This window comes from Ralstonia sp. GX3-BWBA (genome assembly GCF_003290055.1).
Classification (GTDB): Bacteria; Pseudomonadota; Gammaproteobacteria; order Burkholderiales; family Burkholderiaceae; genus Ralstonia; species Ralstonia holmesii.
Window position 1 is genome coordinate 98920 of sequence record NZ_QMKS01000012.1, and the last position, 17847, is coordinate 116766.

The 17847-nt window shown below is 63.6% G+C and carries 15 protein-coding genes and 1 pseudogene; 8 read left to right on the plus strand and 8 right to left on the minus strand.

Annotated features, from left to right (window positions below; all coding sequences use genetic code 11):
- Positions 1 to 65 precede the first annotated feature (65 nt).
- Entirely contained in the window at positions 66 to 1181 is a 1116-nt protein-coding gene (dnaN, locus tag DOD19_RS14755) for a DNA polymerase III subunit beta (RefSeq protein ID WP_112186266.1), read from the minus strand.
- 277 nt (positions 1182 to 1458) lie between these two features.
- Positions 1459 to 3045, minus strand: a complete 1587-nt coding sequence (gene dnaA, locus DOD19_RS14760; protein WP_024976992.1) for a chromosomal replication initiator protein DnaA — start codon at positions 3043 to 3045, stop codon at positions 1459 to 1461.
- A 629-nt stretch (positions 3046 to 3674) separates the two neighbouring features.
- On the opposite strand from dnaA, the gene rpmH reads away from it, so the two are divergent.
- The 4 genes from rpmH (at position 3675) to yidC (ending at position 6276) form a co-directional block, all read left to right on the plus strand.
- The gene (gene rpmH, locus DOD19_RS14765) at positions 3675 to 3809 is read left to right on the plus strand and encodes a 50S ribosomal protein L34 (protein ID WP_003262958.1); all 135 of its coding nucleotides are present in this window, start codon (positions 3675 to 3677) and stop codon (positions 3807 to 3809) included.
- Positions 3810 to 3871: 62 nt separating this feature from the next.
- Entirely contained in the window at positions 3872 to 4294 is a 423-nt protein-coding gene (gene rnpA, locus DOD19_RS14770) for a ribonuclease P protein component (protein WP_024976993.1), read from the plus strand.
- Entirely contained in the window at positions 4291 to 4605 is a 315-nt protein-coding gene (gene yidD / locus DOD19_RS14775; protein ID WP_112186268.1) for a membrane protein insertion efficiency factor YidD, read from the plus strand. Before rnpA ends, yidD begins: the two co-directional genes overlap by 4 nt.
- Before the next feature lie 6 nt (positions 4606 to 4611).
- Complete coding sequence (yidC, locus tag DOD19_RS14780; protein WP_112186270.1) at positions 4612 to 6276, plus strand: membrane protein insertase YidC; 1665 nt, start codon at positions 4612 to 4614, stop codon at positions 6274 to 6276.
- Between the two features lie 75 nt (positions 6277 to 6351).
- Here the strand turns inward: yidC and DOD19_RS14785 are convergent, their stop codons facing one another.
- Positions 6352 to 6750, minus strand: a complete 399-nt coding sequence (locus tag DOD19_RS14785; RefSeq protein ID WP_112186272.1) for a VOC family protein — start codon at positions 6748 to 6750, stop codon at positions 6352 to 6354.
- Between the two features lie 59 nt (positions 6751 to 6809).
- Here DOD19_RS14785 and mnmE point away from each other — a divergent pair, with 59 nt between their 5' ends.
- The 3 genes and pseudogenes from mnmE to DOD19_RS14800 all read left to right on the plus strand — a co-directional run bounded on the left by mnmE (position 6810) and on the right by DOD19_RS14800 (position 9526).
- Positions 6810 to 8243: a tRNA uridine-5-carboxymethylaminomethyl(34) synthesis GTPase MnmE gene (gene mnmE, locus DOD19_RS14790; RefSeq protein ID WP_024976997.1), complete on the plus strand. Its 1434-nt coding sequence runs from the start codon at positions 6810 to 6812 to the stop codon at positions 8241 to 8243.
- A gap of 166 nt (positions 8244 to 8409) precedes the next feature.
- Positions 8410 to 9030 (plus strand): annotated as a pseudogene (locus DOD19_RS14795) (integrase arm-type DNA-binding domain-containing protein); the annotation flags it as partial.
- Positions 9031 to 9202: 172 nt separating this feature from the next.
- On the plus strand, positions 9203 to 9526 hold the full coding sequence (locus DOD19_RS14800) for a low molecular weight protein tyrosine phosphatase family protein (protein ID WP_024976999.1): 324 nt from the start codon (positions 9203 to 9205) through the stop codon (positions 9524 to 9526).
- 16 nt (positions 9527 to 9542) lie between these two features.
- Here DOD19_RS14800 and DOD19_RS14805 read toward each other — a convergent pair whose 3' ends face one another.
- The gene (locus tag DOD19_RS14805) at positions 9543 to 9794 is read right to left on the minus strand and encodes a hypothetical protein (RefSeq protein WP_024977000.1); all 252 of its coding nucleotides are present in this window, start codon (positions 9792 to 9794) and stop codon (positions 9543 to 9545) included.
- Positions 9795 to 10134: 340 nt separating this feature from the next.
- The gene (gene rpsU / locus DOD19_RS14810; protein WP_003262970.1) at positions 10135 to 10347 is read right to left on the minus strand and encodes a 30S ribosomal protein S21; all 213 of its coding nucleotides are present in this window, start codon (positions 10345 to 10347) and stop codon (positions 10135 to 10137) included.
- Between the two features lie 248 nt (positions 10348 to 10595).
- On the opposite strand from rpsU, the gene DOD19_RS14815 reads away from it, so the two are divergent.
- On the plus strand, positions 10596 to 11687 hold the full coding sequence (locus tag DOD19_RS14815; RefSeq protein ID WP_112186274.1) for a DNA topoisomerase IB: 1092 nt from the start codon (positions 10596 to 10598) through the stop codon (positions 11685 to 11687).
- 33 nt (positions 11688 to 11720) lie between these two features.
- On the opposite strand, the gene DOD19_RS14820 is transcribed toward DOD19_RS14815, so the two are convergent.
- The 3 genes from DOD19_RS14820 to DOD19_RS14830 are packed head-to-tail and all read right to left on the minus strand — an operon-like array spanning position 11721 to position 17707.
- Positions 11721 to 13265 (minus strand): efflux transporter outer membrane subunit, encoded by a 1545-nt coding sequence (locus DOD19_RS14820; RefSeq protein WP_024977002.1) that lies wholly within the window; start codon positions 13263 to 13265, stop codon positions 11721 to 11723.
- Positions 13266 to 13267: 2 nt separating this feature from the next.
- Positions 13268 to 16420, minus strand: a complete 3153-nt coding sequence (locus DOD19_RS14825; RefSeq protein WP_024977003.1) for an efflux RND transporter permease subunit — start codon at positions 16418 to 16420, stop codon at positions 13268 to 13270.
- A gap of 15 nt (positions 16421 to 16435) precedes the next feature.
- Positions 16436 to 17707, minus strand: a complete 1272-nt coding sequence (locus tag DOD19_RS14830) for an efflux RND transporter periplasmic adaptor subunit (protein ID WP_024977004.1) — start codon at positions 17705 to 17707, stop codon at positions 16436 to 16438.
- Positions 17708 to 17847: the final 140 nt, after the last annotated feature.

The window sequence follows — 17847 nt, forward strand, 5'->3', positions numbered from 1 at the left end:
AAAAACGGCGAAGGGGCGGATCGTCACGATCCAGCCCCTCGTCTTGCTCTGGGTGCAGCGGTGCGTCAAATGCGCATCGGCATGACGACGTACTTGAAGGTGTCGTCGTCGGGCAGGGTGATGAGCGCGCTCGAGTTGGAGTCGCCCAGGCTCACCTGCACTTTTTCGGCCTTGAGGTTGGCCAGCACGTCCAGCAGGTAGGTGACGTTGAAACCGATATCCAGCGCGTCGCCCTGGTAGTCGATTTCGAGTTCTTCCTGCGCTTCTTCCTGGTCAGCGTTGGTGGAGCTGATCTTCAGGACGTTGGTGTCGAGCATGCAGCGCACGCCCTTGAACTTGTCGGTCGTCAGGATGGCCGTGCGTTGCAGCGCGCTCTGCAGGAACGTGCGGTCGATCGTGAAACTGTTGCGGTAACCCTTCGGGATCACGCGCTGGAAATCCGGGAACTTGCCTTCGACCAGCTTGGAGATCAGTTCGATATTGCCAAAGGTGAACTTGACCTGGTTCGACGCCAGTTGCACCGAGACGGGATCGTCCACGTCTTCCAGCAGGCGTTGCAGTTCGAGGATGGTCTTGCGCGGGATGATGACTTCGTGGCGGCCGCCGGCGCCTGCCGGTTGCTCTCCGGTTTCAACGCCGCAATAGGCCAGGCGGTGGCCATCGGTGGCGACGGCCATGACTTGCTTGCCATCGACCACCAGCAGCATGCCGTTGAGGTAGTAGCGGATATCTTGCTGGGCCATCGCGAAGTGCACCATCGCCAGCAGATGCTTGAGCGTCTTCTGCGGCACCGTGATGCGGGCACCGAAATCGGTTGCCTCTGCGACGGTCGGGAATTCTTCGGCGGCCAGCGTCTGCAGCGCAAAGCGGCTCTTGCCGGATTGCACGGTCATGCGCTTGTCGTTGAGCGTGAGGGCGACTTCGCCTTCAGGCATGGCACGCAGGATGTCGACCAGCTTGCGGGCGGCCACGGTGGTGGCCACATCGCCGGCGCCGGCGCCGCAATCGGCGTGCGTGGTGATCTGGATTTCGATGTCGGTGGACAGGAAGGAAACCCGTTCACCTTGCTTGGTGATGAGCAGATTGGCCAGGATGGGCAGCGTGTGTCGGCGTTCCACGATGCCGCTCACGATTTGCAGCGGACGCAGCAGGTTGTCTCGCGAGGTTTTGACCAATTGCATGAAGGCGATCCTTGGCTTGAGAGGTGACACCGCGCGCGCCCCAGCCTGGGCCCACGTGGGCCGGTGCCTGCAGGAGCATTCGCGATTAACCCAAAGTTGTTGTAAATCAATGGGTTAATCACAAATCATACCGCAAATAAGGGGGCGCTGGATAGCGTCACGCGCGCGGCAAATATGTCTATTGTGCATGAAAAGACGCCCGCATTGGAGCGGGCGTCTATCGAGGCTTGATTCAGGGCGAATGGCGTTGCCATGCGCTCTGCTGACCATCGCGCGGTCAACCCTTGAGCGTTTGCTCCAGCACGTGCAACTCGTGATTGAGCTGGGCGTCCTTGGTGCGCTCGTCGGCGATCTTTCGCACGGCGTGCAGCACCGTGGTGTGGTCGCGTCCGCCGAACAATTCGCCAATCTCGGGCAGGCTCTTCTGCGTGAGTTCCTTGGCCAGATACATGGCGATCTGGCGCGGGCGCGCGATGTTGGCTGGCCGCTTCTTGGAGTACATATCCGCGACCTTGATGTTGTAAAAATCCGCGCAGGTCTTCTGGATGTTTTCCACCGAGATCTGGCGGTTCTGCACCGTCAGCAGGTCTTTGAGCGCCTCGCGCGTGACCTCGATCGTGATCTCTTTGCCGTGGAAGTTGGAGTACGCCAGGATCTTGCGCAGCGCGCCCTCCAGCTCACGCACGTTCGAGCGCAGGTGCTTGGCCACGAAGAAGGCCACCTCTTCCGGCACGGTCACGTTCTCGGCCTGCGCCTTCTTCATCAGAATCGCGACGCGCATCTCCAGCTCGGGCGGCTCGATCGCCACGGTCAGGCCGGAGTCGAAGCGCGAGATCAGGCGGTCATCGATGCCGGTGATCTCTTTCGGATACGTATCGCTGGTGATGATGACCTGCGCGCGGTTGGCGATCAGCGCCTCGAACGCGTAGAAGAACTCTTCCTGCGTGCGGTTCTTGCCCGAGAAAAACTGAATATCATCGATCAGCAGCAGATCGAGCGAGTGGTAGTAGCGCTTGAAATCGTCAAACGCCTTGCGCTGGTATGCCTTCACCACATCGGACACGTACTGCTCTGCGTGGATGTAGCGGATGCGCGCGCGCGGGTTCTCCATCAGCATGAAATTGCCGATGGCGTGGATCAAGTGCGTCTTGCCCAAGCCCACGCCGCCGTAAAGGTACAGCGGGTTGTACGACTTGCCGGGGTTGTTGGCGACCTGAATGGCGGCAGCGCGCGCCAACTGGTTCGCCTTACCGGTGACGAAGTTGTCGAACGTCAGGATCTGGTTCAGCCGCGAGCGCTCGTGCACGGAATCATCCACCGGCGCCTGCGGCGGCGCGGCCAGGCTCGTGACCACGGCGGGCGCTTGCGGCATGCGGTACGACTGGGCACGGACTTCGGCGGCGTCCATCACGGGCACATCGATATCGGCAGCGGTATGGCTGGCCGTTGCGAGCGCGGTTTCGCGATACACGGCCTGCGCGGGGCGCAGATTGGCCGCATCATGCGCGGCACCGTTGCCGCCCGACATGGCCTGCCGCGGTTGAATCTGCTGCGCCCCCAGAGGCTGCATCGGCACCGGCGCGAGCGACGGCTGCAAGGCCGCCTGGCGCTGGCCGGCGGTCGGATCGAGCACGAACTGCACGTCGACCGTCGCCTCCCAGTAGTCGCACGCAAGCGACTGGATGCGGCCAGAGAACTGGCTCTTGACCCAGTCGAGCTTGAAGCGGTTGGGCGCAGCAATCCGCAGCGTGCACGCCTGCTCGTCGAATGACAGCGGCGTCAGCGGCTTGATCCACGTCTTGAATTGTTGCGGCGTTAGCTCACTCTCAAGCTGAGCAGACGCCGCATGCCAGAAATCCTGCATCGTTATCGTTAGGTGTTTGACCGGCGCCACACGCGTCTGATGACGTCCCCGGGTGGGCCGGCCGCCGGGTCCCTGGCGCTGGCCAGAAACCGGGTGGCTTTCGTTATTGGAACGGGATTGTACCCCCTGCGGAAAGTTATCCACAAAGGATAAGTCTGTGGATAACCTGTGGACCCGCTGTGAGTAGCGGTGGACAACCGATTTTATTGACTCACCGCAAACCCAATCCCGACAAGGCTTTCCGCAGAGCGCCCCAAGCCGCACAAGGCGTTGGGGACAACTCGTCGACAGGTGGATTAGAGGGACCGGGCGCGCGTTATCCCCAATCAGTTAGGCTTGACAGATGCGGGAAATGCCGCTTAAATGTCGGGTTCTGCGATGCGCAGCAGGGGAGCGCACGCTTGTTCGCGTCAGATGCGGGGCGAGAAACACTTCGTCGCGACTGATCCGGCTTAGGCCCGATGCTCTCGGTGCCCGATGTTCCGGTGACACCCTAGACCTGAACAACACAGCGCACGGCGGTCTGCGTGGGCGATTTCTCTGACTGAATCGACACCAGGCCGCGGGGGCAGCCCTAGGCCCGGCGCGTGCGGCGATGTCCGCACCACCCATTAACAAGAGAGTGCATCATGAAGCGTACCTATCAACCTTCCGTTACCCGTCGCAAGCGCACCCACGGTTTCCGTGTCCGCATGAAGACCCGTGGTGGCCGTGCCGTGCTGAACGCACGCCGCGCCAAGGGCCGTAAGCGCCTGGCCATCTAAAGACGGCCGCGCCGAGGGTGGCGGCTCATGGCCGTTGCCCATGGCTTTGCGGCACGCTGGCGATGGGCCTGCACGCCTACCCCAAAGCCGCAAGGCTGACAAAAACGGATGAGTTTTCATCCGTTTTTGCTTTGCGGCCGGTCCGGCGTAGTCGTCACTTCGTGCTGTATGTGCGCGCCAACGGCAACGTCCAGGCGCGCTTGGGCGTGGTGATCGGCAAGAAATTCGCCAAGCGCGCCGTGGAGCGCAACCTCATCAAGCGTCAGTGCCGCGAGTTGTTCCGCCTACGTCAGCCTCTGCTGGGCGGGCGCGACGTGCTGATCCGTCTGCAGGCCAAGTTTCCGCGCCAGGACGTGCCCACCGTTGCCGCCTTCAAGCGCATCTGCCGCGAAGAGCTGATTCAGCTCTTTGAGGTTGCCACGAGACCGCTGCCGGCGCCCCCCGCCGCCACACCTTCCCAGCCCACTGCTGGGAGCACGCCATGACGCGCGCGCTGCTGTTTCTGCTGCGCATCTACAAAGTGGCGTTCAGCCCGTTTGTGGGCGCGCAATGCCGTTTCCTCCCGACCTGTTCTGACTACGCGCGCGACGCCGTGCTCACTCACGGGCCGGGTTACGGCAGTTATCTTGCGGCAAAACGTCTATGCCGTTGCCATCCATTCGCACAAGGCGGGTATGATCCTGTGCCGCCCGCCGCTGGCGACGCTGCGCCCCGCTCCAACGATCCCGCATCGACCGACGCGACCGCAGCTGACTCCCAGCCTGCGCGGCCGTCGATTCACCTTCCCAGACCGTAATCCGACATGGATATCAAACGCACCATTCTCTGGGTGATCTTCTCGCTGGCGGTTGTCCTGCTGTTCGACAACTGGCAACGCGCGAATGGCCACCAGTCGATGTTCTTCCCGACGCCGCAAACGGCCACGTCGACGGCCGCCGCGCCGGGCAGCACGCCCGCAGGTGACGTGCCGAACAGCGCCTCCACGACGGTAGCCACCGGGTCGCAAGCCGCCCCGGCCACGGGCGCCGCTTCGCAGGCACCGGCCTCGGAAAAGATCGTCATCTCGACCGACCTGCTGCGCGCCACCATCGACACCGATGGCGCCATCGTCACCAAGCTGGAACTGCTCAACCAGAAAGACCACGACGGCAACCCGATGGTGCTGTTCGACCGCAGCGTCGAGCGTACCTATCTGGCGCGCTCGGGCCTCATCGGCGGCGACTTCCCGAACCACACGACGGTGTTCACGACATCGACCGGCCCACGTGACCTGGGCACCGGCAACGACGTGTCGATCACGCTGACGGCCGACAAGGGCGGAGCCAAGCTGGCCAAGACCTACGTCTTCAAGCGCGGCAGCTACGTGATCGACACGCGTTTCGACGTGACCAACGACGGCACCGCGCCGATCAACCCGACGCTGTACCTGGAACTGGCCCGCGACGGCGGCGCTGTGGAGCAATCGCGCTTCTACAGCACGTTCACCGGCCCGGCCGTGTACACCGACGGCGACAAGTTCCACAAGATCACCTTCGCCGACATCGACAAGGGCAAGGCGCACGTGCCGGCCCCGACCGACAGCGGCTGGGTGGCGATGGTGCAGCATTACTTTGCATCGGCGTGGATCCCTGCGGACAACGTCAAGCGCGAGTACTACGTCAACCGCGTCGACACCAACTTCTACCGCATCGGACTCCAGGAGCCGCTGGGCACAGTCGCGCCGGGCTCCAGCGTGTCGGCCACGGCACGCTTGTTTGCCGGCCCACAGCAAGCACGCATGCTCGAGGCCATCACCCCTGGCCTGGATCTGGTGAAGGACTATGGCTGGCTGACCATTGTGGCCAAGCCGCTGTTCTGGCTGCTTGAGAAGATCCACGCGCTGCTGGGCAACTGGGGCTGGTCGATCGTCGCGCTCACGGTGCTCATCAAGCTCGTGTTCTTCCCGCTGTCGGCCACGAGCTATCGCTCGATGGCGAAGATGAAAGACCTGCAGCCGCGCATGACGGCCATCCGCGAGCGCCACAAGGGCGATCCGCAGAAGATGAACCAGGAGATGATGACGCTGTATCGCACCGAGAAGGTCAATCCGCTCGGCGGCTGCCTGCCGATCGTGATCCAGATCCCGGTATTCATGGCGTTGTACTGGGCGCTGCTGTCGTCGGTTGAAATGCGCGGTGCGCCTTGGATAGGCTGGGTGCACGATCTGTCCACGCCTGATCCGCTCTACATTCTGCCGGTGCTGATGGCCGTGTCGATGTTCGTGCAGACCAGGCTGAACCCGACCCCGCCGGACCCGGTGCAGGCCAAGGTCATGATGTTCATGCCGATCGCGTTCTCGGTGATGTTCTTCTTCTTCCCGGCCGGCCTGGTGCTGTACTGGGTGGTGAACAACTGCCTGTCGATCGCGCAGCAATGGTCGATCAACCGCATGCTGGGTACCAACAAGAAGGCGGCACCCGCCAAGTAAGGCGAATGCGCTTCAGCAAAAAGGGCACCTCCGGGTGCCCTTTTTTTTACGCCTGCCTGAAACGCTTCAAGCTTTTCAAACGGGAGCGTGGCAGACGGCCTCGATGTTGTGACCATCCGGGTCGCGCACGAAAGCACCGTAGTAGTTCGGGTGATAGTGCGCGCGCACGCCGGGTGCGCCATTGTCGGTGCCGCCTGCAGCCATTGCCGCAGTGTAGAACGCCTCCACCTCGGCACGCGTGTCGACGCGGAAGGCCACGTGCAGCGGCGGCTTGTTCGGCCCCTGCCCAGCCATCGCCGCTGAAATCCAGAACTCCGCCTTGCCGGGTGGGCCAAAACCGGCCACATCGGTGTGGCCGGTGACGGCCGCTGGAAACTCCAGCACCTTGGCCAAGCCAATCGCGCTGAACGCCTGTTCGTAGAACCGCTTGCTGGCTTCGAAGTCGCTGACGACGACGCCGGTGTGATCGATCATCCGAATCTCCTGGGTTGGAAACTGGCGCGCAACTGCGCGGCTGCCGCACAATACCGCCCATGACCGCCGCTGACCATCCCACCGCCTCCGCCGCGCCGCGCGCCCCCATCCTCACGATCCCCATCGCGGCGATTGCCACCGCCCCTGGGCGGGGCGGCATTGGCGTGGTGCGCGTATCGGGGCCCGACGTGCGCGCCGTCATGCAAGCCGTGTGCGGACGCCTGCTGACGCCGCGCCAGGCAACTTACCTCCCCTTCCTCGACGCCGACGGTAACGCCATCGACCGCGGCATCGCGCTGTGGTTTCCCGCGCCGCATTCGTACACGGGCGAAGACGTGCTGGAGCTGCAGGGCCACGGCGGCCCCGTCGTGATGCAGCTGCTGCTGCAGCGTTGCCTGGCCGCCGGTCGCGAGATCGGCCTGCGCGTGGCGGAGCCCGGCGAGTTCACGCGCCGCGCCTTTCTCAACGACAAGATGGATCTGGCGCAGGCTGAGGCCGTCGCCGACCTGATCGAGGCCAGCACCGAAGCTGCCGCACGTTCGGCGGCGCGGTCGCTCGATGGTGCGTTCTCGCAGGCGGTGCATGCGCTGGTCGAGCGCGTGATCCATCTGCGCATGCTGGTGGAAGCAACGCTGGATTTTCCTGAGGAGGAAATCGACTTCCTGGAAGCCTCCGACGCGCGCGGTCAGCTCGCTGGCATTCGCGCGGCCGTGGATGGCGTGCTGGCGCAGGCGCGCCAGGGTGCGCTGCTGCGTGAAGGCCTGCACGTGGTGCTGGCGGGGCAGCCGAACGTGGGCAAGTCGTCGCTACTCAATGCGCTGGCCGGCGCGGAGCTGGCCATCGTCACGCCCATTGCCGGCACCACGCGCGACAAGGTGCAGCAGACCATCCAGATCGAAGGCATCCCGCTGAACATCGTCGACACGGCGGGCCTGCGCGCTACGGAAGACGAAGTCGAGCGCATCGGTATCGAGCGCACCTGGGCTGCCATCGCCCGCGCTGATGTCGTCCTGCATCTGCTGGACGCAGCGGACTATCGCGCCAACGGCCTCTCGCCCGAAGATGCCGCCATCGACGCTCGCATCGCCGAGCACGTGCCCGCCGGCGTGCCAACCCTGCGCGTCGTCAACAAGATCGACCTCTCGGGCGTGGCCGTACCGGGCCGCGTGGATTCAGAGACGCCCGAGGTGTGGCTCTCGGCGCGCGATGGCCTGGGCGTTGAATTGCTGCGCGCGGCGTTACTGGAGATTGCCGGCTGGCAGGGCGGCGGCGAGGGGCTTTACCTCGCACGGGAGCGCCATCTCGCCGCGCTCCGCACGGCCCGCGAACATCTGGCCACGGCCGCAGAGCACGCAGATCAGCAAGCGCAATCGCTGGACCTGTTTGCCGAAGAACTGCGGCTTGCGCAGGAGGCGTTGAACAGCATTACGGGGGCGTTTTCGAGTGATGACTTGCTGGGGGTGATTTTTAGTCGGTTTTGTATTGGAAAATAATTGGCTGCCCAGGGATGCCCAAGGTTGCCAAGAACACCCCAACAAGCCCTTGTTTTACAAAGAATTGTTGACTGACGTTGCCCAACGATTCCCATTGACACCCAGCGATCTATAGTACACAGTAAAGTACACAAGCCCCTTGTGTACGAACCTCTGTGTACTAAAGATGCCCCGGACCGTCCCTCCCCTCACCGACACTCGCATCAAGGCCCTCAAGCCGAAGACCGCCCGTTATCAAGTGGCGGATGGCGGCGGCTTGGTGCTGGAGATCATGGTGTCGGGGTCGAAGGTCTGGCGGTACCGCTACTCGCTGCACGGCAAGCAGCAGCCCCTTGTGACGATCGGCGACTACCCTGCCGTCAGCCTGACTGCAGCGCGTGAGCGAGCCCGCAGGTATTCTGAGATCGTTGCGGCTGGCTCCTCGCCCATTGCCCAATCCAAGAAGGATCGCGGCGCCGATACCGCGCCGACCACCATTCGCGAGTTCTCGGCACAGTGGTTTGAGGCGACGATTGCCGACAAGTCAGAGGAATACCGTCGAGGCGTGCGGCGCGCACTGGATAAGGACATCCTGCCGGTCATCGGCTCGAAGCCGCTCACGGAAGTCACGCCTGGCGAAGTGCTGGAGCTTTGCGACAAGATCAAGGCTCGCGGCGCCCCCAAGATGGCGCTCTTCACACGTAACGTGCTCAAGCGCATGTATGAGTACGCTGTCGCCCGCCACGTCGCCACGACAAACCCCGCTCAAGCTCTTGTTGCCCGCTTCATCGCCACACAAGAAAGCCGCAAGCATGTGTTCATTGCCACGTATGCGTGCGCGCTGGTGGGCCCGTTTGAACCCATCGTCAGTCAAGAGCACAAGCGCCTTGGGCTGTTTGCGCCCGACGCGTTGCCGGTGAATTTGCCGAAGGGCTATCGGGCATCGATTTCGGCGACGCTGGAGGCATCGGTTTAGCCCGATGCGTGTGCTCTTCATCTGCAGCCGCAATCGGCTGCGCAGCCCAACGGCGGAAGCGGTCTTCGCCAAGTGGCCCAACGTCGAGACAGATTCAGCGGGCTTGGCTCCCGACGCAGACGTGCAACTCGACGCCGACCAGCTCGACTGGGCTGAGGTGATTTTCGTCATGGAACGCAGCCACCAGCAACGCTTGTCAAAGCGATTTGGTTCGCGGTTACGCGACAAGCGCGTGGTGTGTCTGGGTATTCCCGACGACTACGTGTTCATGCAGCCAGAACTCGTCGCCTTGCTGGAGAAACGGGTCGGTCTGTATCTGCGCAGTTGATTGGTAAGCAAACCGTTCAATCCTTACCCCAACGCCAGCGCGGCGGCTCGCCTTTCCACCAGCAAACCAGCACCAGCAACGCCGTCATACCCAGCACGTACAACGCAAAGCTCGACTGTGTGCGCCCTGGGGGAAGCCCGACGATGCCCACCACCAGCAGTACGGCATAGATGGCGAGCACCACCCAGCCCTGCCAACGCGAAGGCAAGCCCCATCCCCAACCGTAGCGCTTGGCGGGGAACCAGTACCCGTTGGAATTGGTAGGCATCGTTGTCTGAGAGAGCGCATGCAAAGGACACACGCCACTGTACTCCCACGCAGAATCGGCGCAACAAACGCCAACAGCCAGCCGGTCAATACCGCTGGCGGATGTCGTTTGCAACAGAGAAGGGCGCGCGCTGAGCACACCGAAGCGGCGGACAATGGCACACAGGCCATCAACCGCATCTTGCTAGCTTCTGTATCGGGGAGTGGAGCGTTGGTTGAATCCGGAAAGGCTTCCGGTGCGCGCAAGGCGCTACAAACCAAGCTCGGCGGAACGGAGGTCGATTGACTTCACACCGCCAGCGGCAGCACCCGATTGGTGCTACCGAAACAATCGCGCGATCTTAGTAGAGCTTCTTCGGCAGCATTTGCGAACGCAGGCGTTTACGCGTACGCGACACGGCAGCAGCCTTCTTGCGCTTGCGCTCGGTCGTCGGCTTTTCGTAAGCGGTGCGGGCGCGCAGTTCCTTGATCAGGCCAGTGCGCTCGATTTCACGGCGGAAGCGGCGCAGCGCAACTTCGACCGGCTCGTTTTCTTTCAGACGGATGGTGGTCATCGGGTCCCTTGCTCAATATTCGGGTGGACGGCGAAACAGCAGATTATATACCGCCCAGAGGGCGTGCAGTGTAGTTGAATCTGTTTACCGATGCAAGGCACTTCCGATTGTGGCGGAAAGGCCATTTCCTGCCGCAATTTTGTGCAGATGCGTGGCCTTGATGCTACGCCATGAGCGGCCAGCCTGCCGAAGGAGCGAGGAAGAGGAACGCCGCTTGCTCAGGGCGAGCATCTCTCCTGACTTCTATCGTGGAACGCGCTCCCAAGTCTGCGCCTGCGTTAGCTGCCACAAGCGCGCCGCCCTCTGCCGAAGCGCTGCCCGAACGGCTGCGCTATGTGGACGACACGCGCCCGGGCTACACCCGGCGCCGCCTGCGCGGCCGCTTTGTCTATTTCGATACGCGCGGCGAGCGCATCCGCGATCCAGCGGTCATTGCGCGCATCAACAAACTGGCGATTCCGCCTGCTTATACCAACGTATGGATCTGCCCACATGCGGGCGGTCATTTGCAGGCAACAGGGCGCGACGCGCGTGGGCGAAAACAATATCGCTATCACGCCGACTGGCGCGCCTTTCGCGATGCCGACAAATACGGGCGGCTGCTGGCCTTCGGGGCAGCGCTGCCGCGCGTGCGTAAAGCGATCACCGCCCACCTGGCGGCGCCAGGCCTGTCGCGCGAGAAGATGCTGGCGACGGTGGTCTTTCTACTGGACGTGACGCTGGTGCGCGTGGGTAACGTAGCGTATGCGCGCGACAACCGCTCCTATGGGCTCACAACGCTGCGCAATCGCCACGTGGAGGTGCACGGCAACACGGTGCGTTTTCAGTTTCGCGGCAAGAGCGGCGTGGAGCATGATGTGTCGGTATCGGACCCGCGCCTGGCGCGCATCATTCGACGCTGTGTCGATCTGCCGGGGCAGGAGTTGTTCCAGTACATCGACGAAGCGGGCGACCGCCGCGTAATCGACTCCGCAGATGTGAATACATACTTACAAGAGATTACCGGCACGGATTTCACGGCGAAGGACTATCGCACCTGGGCCGGCAGCGTGCTCGCGCTGGATCTGTTGCGCGGACGCACGTCGGCGAACGCTACCGAGGCGCGCCGGCAGGTGGTGCAAGCCGTTGCTGCCGTGGCCCAACGCCTGGGAAACACGCCGGCCGTCTGCCGCAAGTGCTATGTGCATCCGGCCGTAGTGGACGCGTTCCTGGCGGGTGAGCTGGAAGCGCAGCCCCCGACCCGCGCACGCAAGGGCCTGCGACGCGAAGAAGTGGCCCTGCTTCGCTTTCTTGAATCCACTGCCAGCGCAAAGGGCACAGGCGAAAAAAAGCCCGCCTGAACAAGGCGGGCTTTCGAGCGAACAGACGCGAATTTACTTCGATTGCTGCGGCGTCATGTCCGGCGTGGCGGGCGCAACGCCCGGCGCAGCCGTCGGCTGAGCCTGCTGTGCGGCCACGGTGGTGCTGTGTTCCTGCAGACCGCCGCCCAGCGCCGTGTAAAGATCAATGGCGTTGGTCAGGCGAGCCAGGCGCGTCTGCACCAGCGTCTGGTCAGCGCTGAACAGATCGCGCTGCGCGTCGAGCACATCGAGAAAGCTCGACACGCCGTTGCGATAGCGCTGGTCAGACAGCGTCAGGCGATCGGCCGTGGCATCGCGGAAGCGCTTCTGCGCTGCCACCTGCTCTTCCAGCGTGCCGCGCGCCACGAGGGCGTCGGACACCTCGCGGAAGGCGGTCTGGATCGTCTTCTCGTAGTTGGCAACCGCGATCTTCTGGTTGGTCTTGGTCAAGTCCAGGTTGAAGATGTTGGTGCCCCAGTTGAAGATCGGCAGCGTCAGGTTCGGCACGAACGACCACAGCCCCGTTCCGCTCTTGAAGAGATCATGCAGCGCGCCGCTTGCCGTCCCCACGTTGGACGTCAGCCCGATGCTCGGGAAAAACGCCGCACGCGCCACGCCAATGTTGGCGTTGGCGGCAATCAGCTTCTGCTCCGCCTGACGAATGTCCGGGCGTTGCTCCAGCAGTTCCGAGGGCACACCCGGCGGAATGTCGGCGACGATCTTTTCCGACGACACCGTGGTCGGCGTGGGCAGGTCGGCCGGCAAGGGAGCGCCGACCAGCACCACCAGGGCGTTGGTCGCCTGGGCGTACTGGCGCGTGAGCTGAGCCACCGACACGCGCGCCGACTCCACCAGCGTCTCGGTCTGGCGCAGGTCCAGCGCCGACGAAGCACCCACATCAAACCGCTGCTTGGCGAGCTTGTAGTAGTCTTCGCGGCCCTTCAGGGTTTGCTGTGCCAGATCCAGCTGCTCGGCATAGGCGCGCTCGTTCAGATAAGCCTTGGCCACCTGCGAGATCAGGCTGATCTGCGCGGCACGCCGGCCTTCATCCGTCGCCAGATAGCTCGCACGCGCAGACGACGTCACATCGCCCACGCTGAACAGGTTCACCTGGTAGTTGCTGATGCCCACGCCAAGCTGGTACTGCTTGGTGTAGATGTCGCCGCCGGTCGTCGAGATCGACGGCGGCGTATGGCTGCGCGTGTACGTGGCAGACGCGTTGACCGGCGGCAGCAGGTCGGCGATCTGCAGGCGGTACTGCGCACGCGCCGCCTCGACGTTGAGCATGGCCACGCGCAGGTCGCGGTTGTTCTCAAGCGCAAGGCCAATCAGCTTTTGCAAGCGCGCATCGGGGAAGAACTCACGCCAGCCCAGGTCGGTCGCGCGCGGGGCGTTCTCACCGGGCTTGGCTGAGTCTGCCGGCACGGCGTAGCCGGCCGGTGCCTGCGGATAGGTGCTCGTTACCGGAGCATCCGGGCGCTCATACGTCGGCGCCAGCGAGCAGCCGGACAGCACGCCGGCCGCCAGCAGGAGCGCCGGCAGCAGCGCAGGGGTTCGAAAGGTCATCGTTTTCTGCATGTTCAGATTTCCTCGTCCAGCGGACGGTGCGCGGCATCCAGGCGGCGTTGACGCTCGCTGCCCTTGAAGATGCGGCGGACCACCACGAAGAACACGGGCACCAGCACCACGGCCAGCACCGTCGCGGTGATCATCCCGCCCATCACGCCGGTACCGATGGCGCGTTGGCTGGCAGAGCTGGCGCCCGTGGCAATCGCCAGCGGCAGCACGCCCAGGATGAAGGCGAACGACGTCATGATGATCGGGCGGAACCGCAGGTGCACGGCTTCCAGCGTCGCGTCGATCAGGCTCTTGCCTTGCGCCTGCAAGTCCTTCGCAAACTCGATGATCAGAATCGCGTTCTTGGCGGACAGACCCACCACCGCAATCAGGCCGACCTTGAAGTACACGTCATCGGGCATCGCGCGCAGCGTCACGCCCAGCAGCGCGCCGAGCACGCCCAGCGGCACCACCAGAATCACAGCAGCCGGGATCGACCAGCTTTCGTACAGCGCCGCCAGCACCAGGAACACGGCCAGCAGCGACAGCGCATACAGCGCCGGCGCCTGCGAGCCCGAGGCCTTTTCCTGCAGCGACTGGCCCGTCCACTCATAGCCGATGCCAGCCGGCAGCTTGGAGGCCAGACGTTCCATCTCGGCCATGGCGTCACCCGAGCTGGCACCCGGCGCAGCCGCACCCGAAAGGCGAACTGCCGGGTAGCCGTTGTAGCGCACGAGCTGCACCGGGCCGACGATCCAATGGCCCTTGGCGAACGTCGACATCGGCACCATGTTGCCCTGCCCGTTGCGCACGTACAGGTTCATGATGTCTTCGGGCTGCATGCGGTTGATCTTGTCCGCTTGCACGATCACACGCTGCTGACGACCGTAGTTCGGGAAGTCGTTGGCGTACGCCGAGCCCAGCGCCGTCGACAGCACCGCGTTGATGTCGGTGAACGACACACCCAGCGCATTGGCCTTCTCGCGGTCGATATCCACCTGGTACTGCGGCGAATCCTCCAGACCTTCCGGGCGCATGCCCGTAATGACCTTGCTCTTCGCCGCCATCCCCATCAGTTGATTACGGGCTGCGATCAGCGCGTCGTGGCCCAGGCCAGCACGATCCTGCAGACGGAAGGTAAAGCCGGTGGCGTTGCCCAACTCCGGAATCGGAGGCGGGTTCAGCGGAAACACGATTGCATCGCGAATGCCACCGAACAGCGCACCAAAGGCACGGCCAACCACGGCATCGGCGGTTTGATCCTTGCCCTTACGCTCGCTCCAGTCCTTGAACGGCGTGAACACGATACCGGCGTTCGGCCCGTTGCCCGAGAAGCTGAAACCCTGCACGGCCACGATGTTCTCGACCGCCTTTTCATGCTTGTAGTAGTTCTCGACCTGCTTGATCACTTCCAGCGTGCGGTTGGCCGATGCACCCGGCGGCAACTGGATGTTGGTCACGATGTAGCCCTGGTCTTCGGTCGGCAGGAACGAAGACGGCAGACGCAGGAACAGGAACACCACCGCAACGATCAGCGCAACGTAGATGACCATGTAGCGGAAGGTCTTCTTGAGCATGCGCTCCACGAAGCTTTGGTAGCGGTTCGTGGTGGTGCTGAACATGCGGTTGAACCAACCGAAGAAGCCCTTCTTCTCGTGGTGCGAACCCTTCTCGATCGGCTTGAGCAGCGTGGAGCACAGTGCCGGCGTGAGCGTCAGCGCCATGAGTGCCGAGAAGAAAATCGACGACACCATCGACAGTGAGAACTGGCGATAGATCGCGCCCACCGAGCCCGAGAAGAACGCCATCGGGATGAACACGGCCATCAGCACCAGCGTAATACCGATGATGGCGCCCGTGATCTGGCCCATGGCCTTGCGGGTGGCTTCGCGCGGGGGCAGGCCTTCTTCTGCCATGATCCGCTCGACGTTTTCAACCACCACGATCGCATCGTCAACGAGAATACCGATCGCCAGCACGAGGCCGAACATCGTCAGCACGTTGATCGAGAAGCCCATCGCGTTCATGGTGGCGAACGCGCCCAAGAGCGAGATCGGCACCACGATCGACGGCACCAGCGTGTAGCGGATGTTCTGCAGGAACAGCAGCATCACCAGGAACACCAGCGCCATGGCCTCGAACAGCGTCTTGACCACTTCTTCGATCGAGATCTGGACGAACTTGGAGGTGTCGTATGGCACCTTGTATTCCACGCCGGCCGGGAAGTACTTCGAGAGCTCTTCCAGCTTGGCCTTCACGGCCTTGGCGGTGCCCAGGGCGTTACCCGTGGGCGAGAGCTGCACACCAATGGCCGAGATCGGCTGGCCGTTGATCCGCGCCGACGTCGAATAGGACTGGCCGCCCAATTCCAGGCGTGCAACGTCCTTCACGCGCACCAGCGAGCCGTCCGGCTTGGCCACCAGCACGATGTTGCCGAACTGCTCGGTAGTCGTAAGCTGGCCTTCCACCACGACCGTCGCCGCGAGCGGCTGGTCGGAGACAGAGGGCAGATCGCCGATCGTACCGGCCGAGACCAGCGAGTTTTGTGCACGAATGGCGTTGTAGACGTCCGTCGGTGTCAGCTTGTAGCCGACCAGCTTGGCCGGATCGATCCAGACGCGCATGGCGCGCTCCGTACCGAACAGAACCGCCTGACCCACGCCCGGCACGCGCTTGATTTCGTTCAGCACGTTGCGCGAGATGTAGTCGCCCAGCGCCACCGGATCCATCTTGCCGTCGGTCGATGCCAGCGTGGCGAACAGCAGGAAGTTCGCGCGGGCCTTGTCGACCTGCACGCCCTGCTGCGTCACCGCAGACGGCAACCGCGCTTCCACGCGCTTCAAGCGGTTCTGCACGTCCACCTGCGCCAGCGCCGGATCGGTACCGGCCTTGAACGTCACGGTAATCTGCGCCTGGCCGTTACCGCCCTGGCTGACCGACTCCATATAGAGCAGGCCGTCCGCACCGTTCATTTCCTGCTCGATGATGCTGGTGACGGATTCGTCCAGCGTCTTCGCGTTTGCGCCCGGATACGTTGCCGTGATGATGACGGACGGCGGCGCGATGGTCGGGTACTGCGAGATCGGCAGCTGGGTGATCGAGATCGCCCCAGCAAGGATGATGAACAGCGCGAGCACCCAGGCGAAGACCGGGCGATCGATAAAAAACTTTGCCATGCGATGGCTCCTTGTTTACTGCTTGGCTGCAGGTGCGCTGGCAGCGGGAGTGCTTGCAGCAGGGGCGCTGGCCGCCGGTGCGGGTGCGGCGCCGCCACCCTGGCCGCCCTGACCTTGCGGGCCCTTGCCCTGGCCTGCCGACATCGGCTGCCACGGCACAGCCTTGACCGGTGCGCCCGGATGGACCTTCTGCAGACCGTCGACGATCACCTTGTCGCCTGCCTTCAGGCCGCTGGAGACGATCCATTCCGTACCGGTCGAGCGATCGGCCTGAACCTGGCGCACGGCTGCCATGCCCTTCTCGTCGACCACCATGACCGAGGCGCCGTCCGGGCTGCGCGTCACCGCTTGTTGCGGCACCGTGATCGCCTGCTCGTCCACGGCCTGCTCCAGGCGGGCACGTACGTACATGCCCGGCAGCAGCGTGCGATCGGCGTTCGGAACAATCGCGCGCAGCGTGATCGTGCCCGTGGCCGGGTCCACCGTCAGGTCGGAAAAGTACAGCTTGCCCGGTTGGGCATAGGCACGGCCGTCTTCCGTCACGAGCGTGACCTTGGCTGCATCACCACCGGCCTTGGCCAGTTTGCCGTCCTTGAGCGCTTGCTGCAGACGCATCACTTCGGTGCTCGACTGGGTGAAGGTCAGGTAGATCGGGTCGATTTGCTGCACGGTCGTCAGCAACGTCGCCTCGCCCTGGCCCACCAGCGCGCCTTCGGTGACCTGCGCCAGACCGGCACGGCCGGAGATGGGCGAAGTCACGCTGGCGTAGCCGACGTTCAGCTTGGCGGTTTCCACGGCAGCGCGGGCGGCGGCCACGTCAGCAGTGGCTTGCTTGGCGGCGGCGGTGGCGTCGTCGTAGTCCTGCTTGCTGATGGCGTTGGTGGCAACCAGCGGCTTGTAGCGTTCAGCCTTCAGTTGCGCCTGCGTTTGCGTGGCTTCCGAGCGCGCAAGCTGTGCCTTGGCACTGTCGAGCGACGCCTGATACTGCGCCGGATCGATCTGGAACAACTGTTGGCCGGCCTTCACGTCACTGCCTTCAGCGTAGGTGCGCTTGAGTACGATGCCAGCGACCCGTGCGCGCACCTGTGCCACACGCGTGGCCTCCAGGCGGCCCGGCAACTCGCTGGTCAGACCAACGGAGTGCGGCTGCACGGTCACAACGCCGACTTCGGTCGGAGGCATGCCGGCGCCGCCCGGCCCTTGTGCCTGCTTGTTACCGCAGGCTGCAAGTGCCACCACCGTGAATGCGGCGGCAGCGAGTTGGTGATAACGGCGGGTGTTCGTCATAGATGACCCCATGTGGCGATAAGCGGAATGCCGGGTGCCGCCACGCCGCGCAAACGAGTGCGACGCCGGCAAACCGTCAGCGAAACCAAAAAAACACAAAACGAAAACGTCCGATGCTAGCTGCATCTGGCGGCATGCGA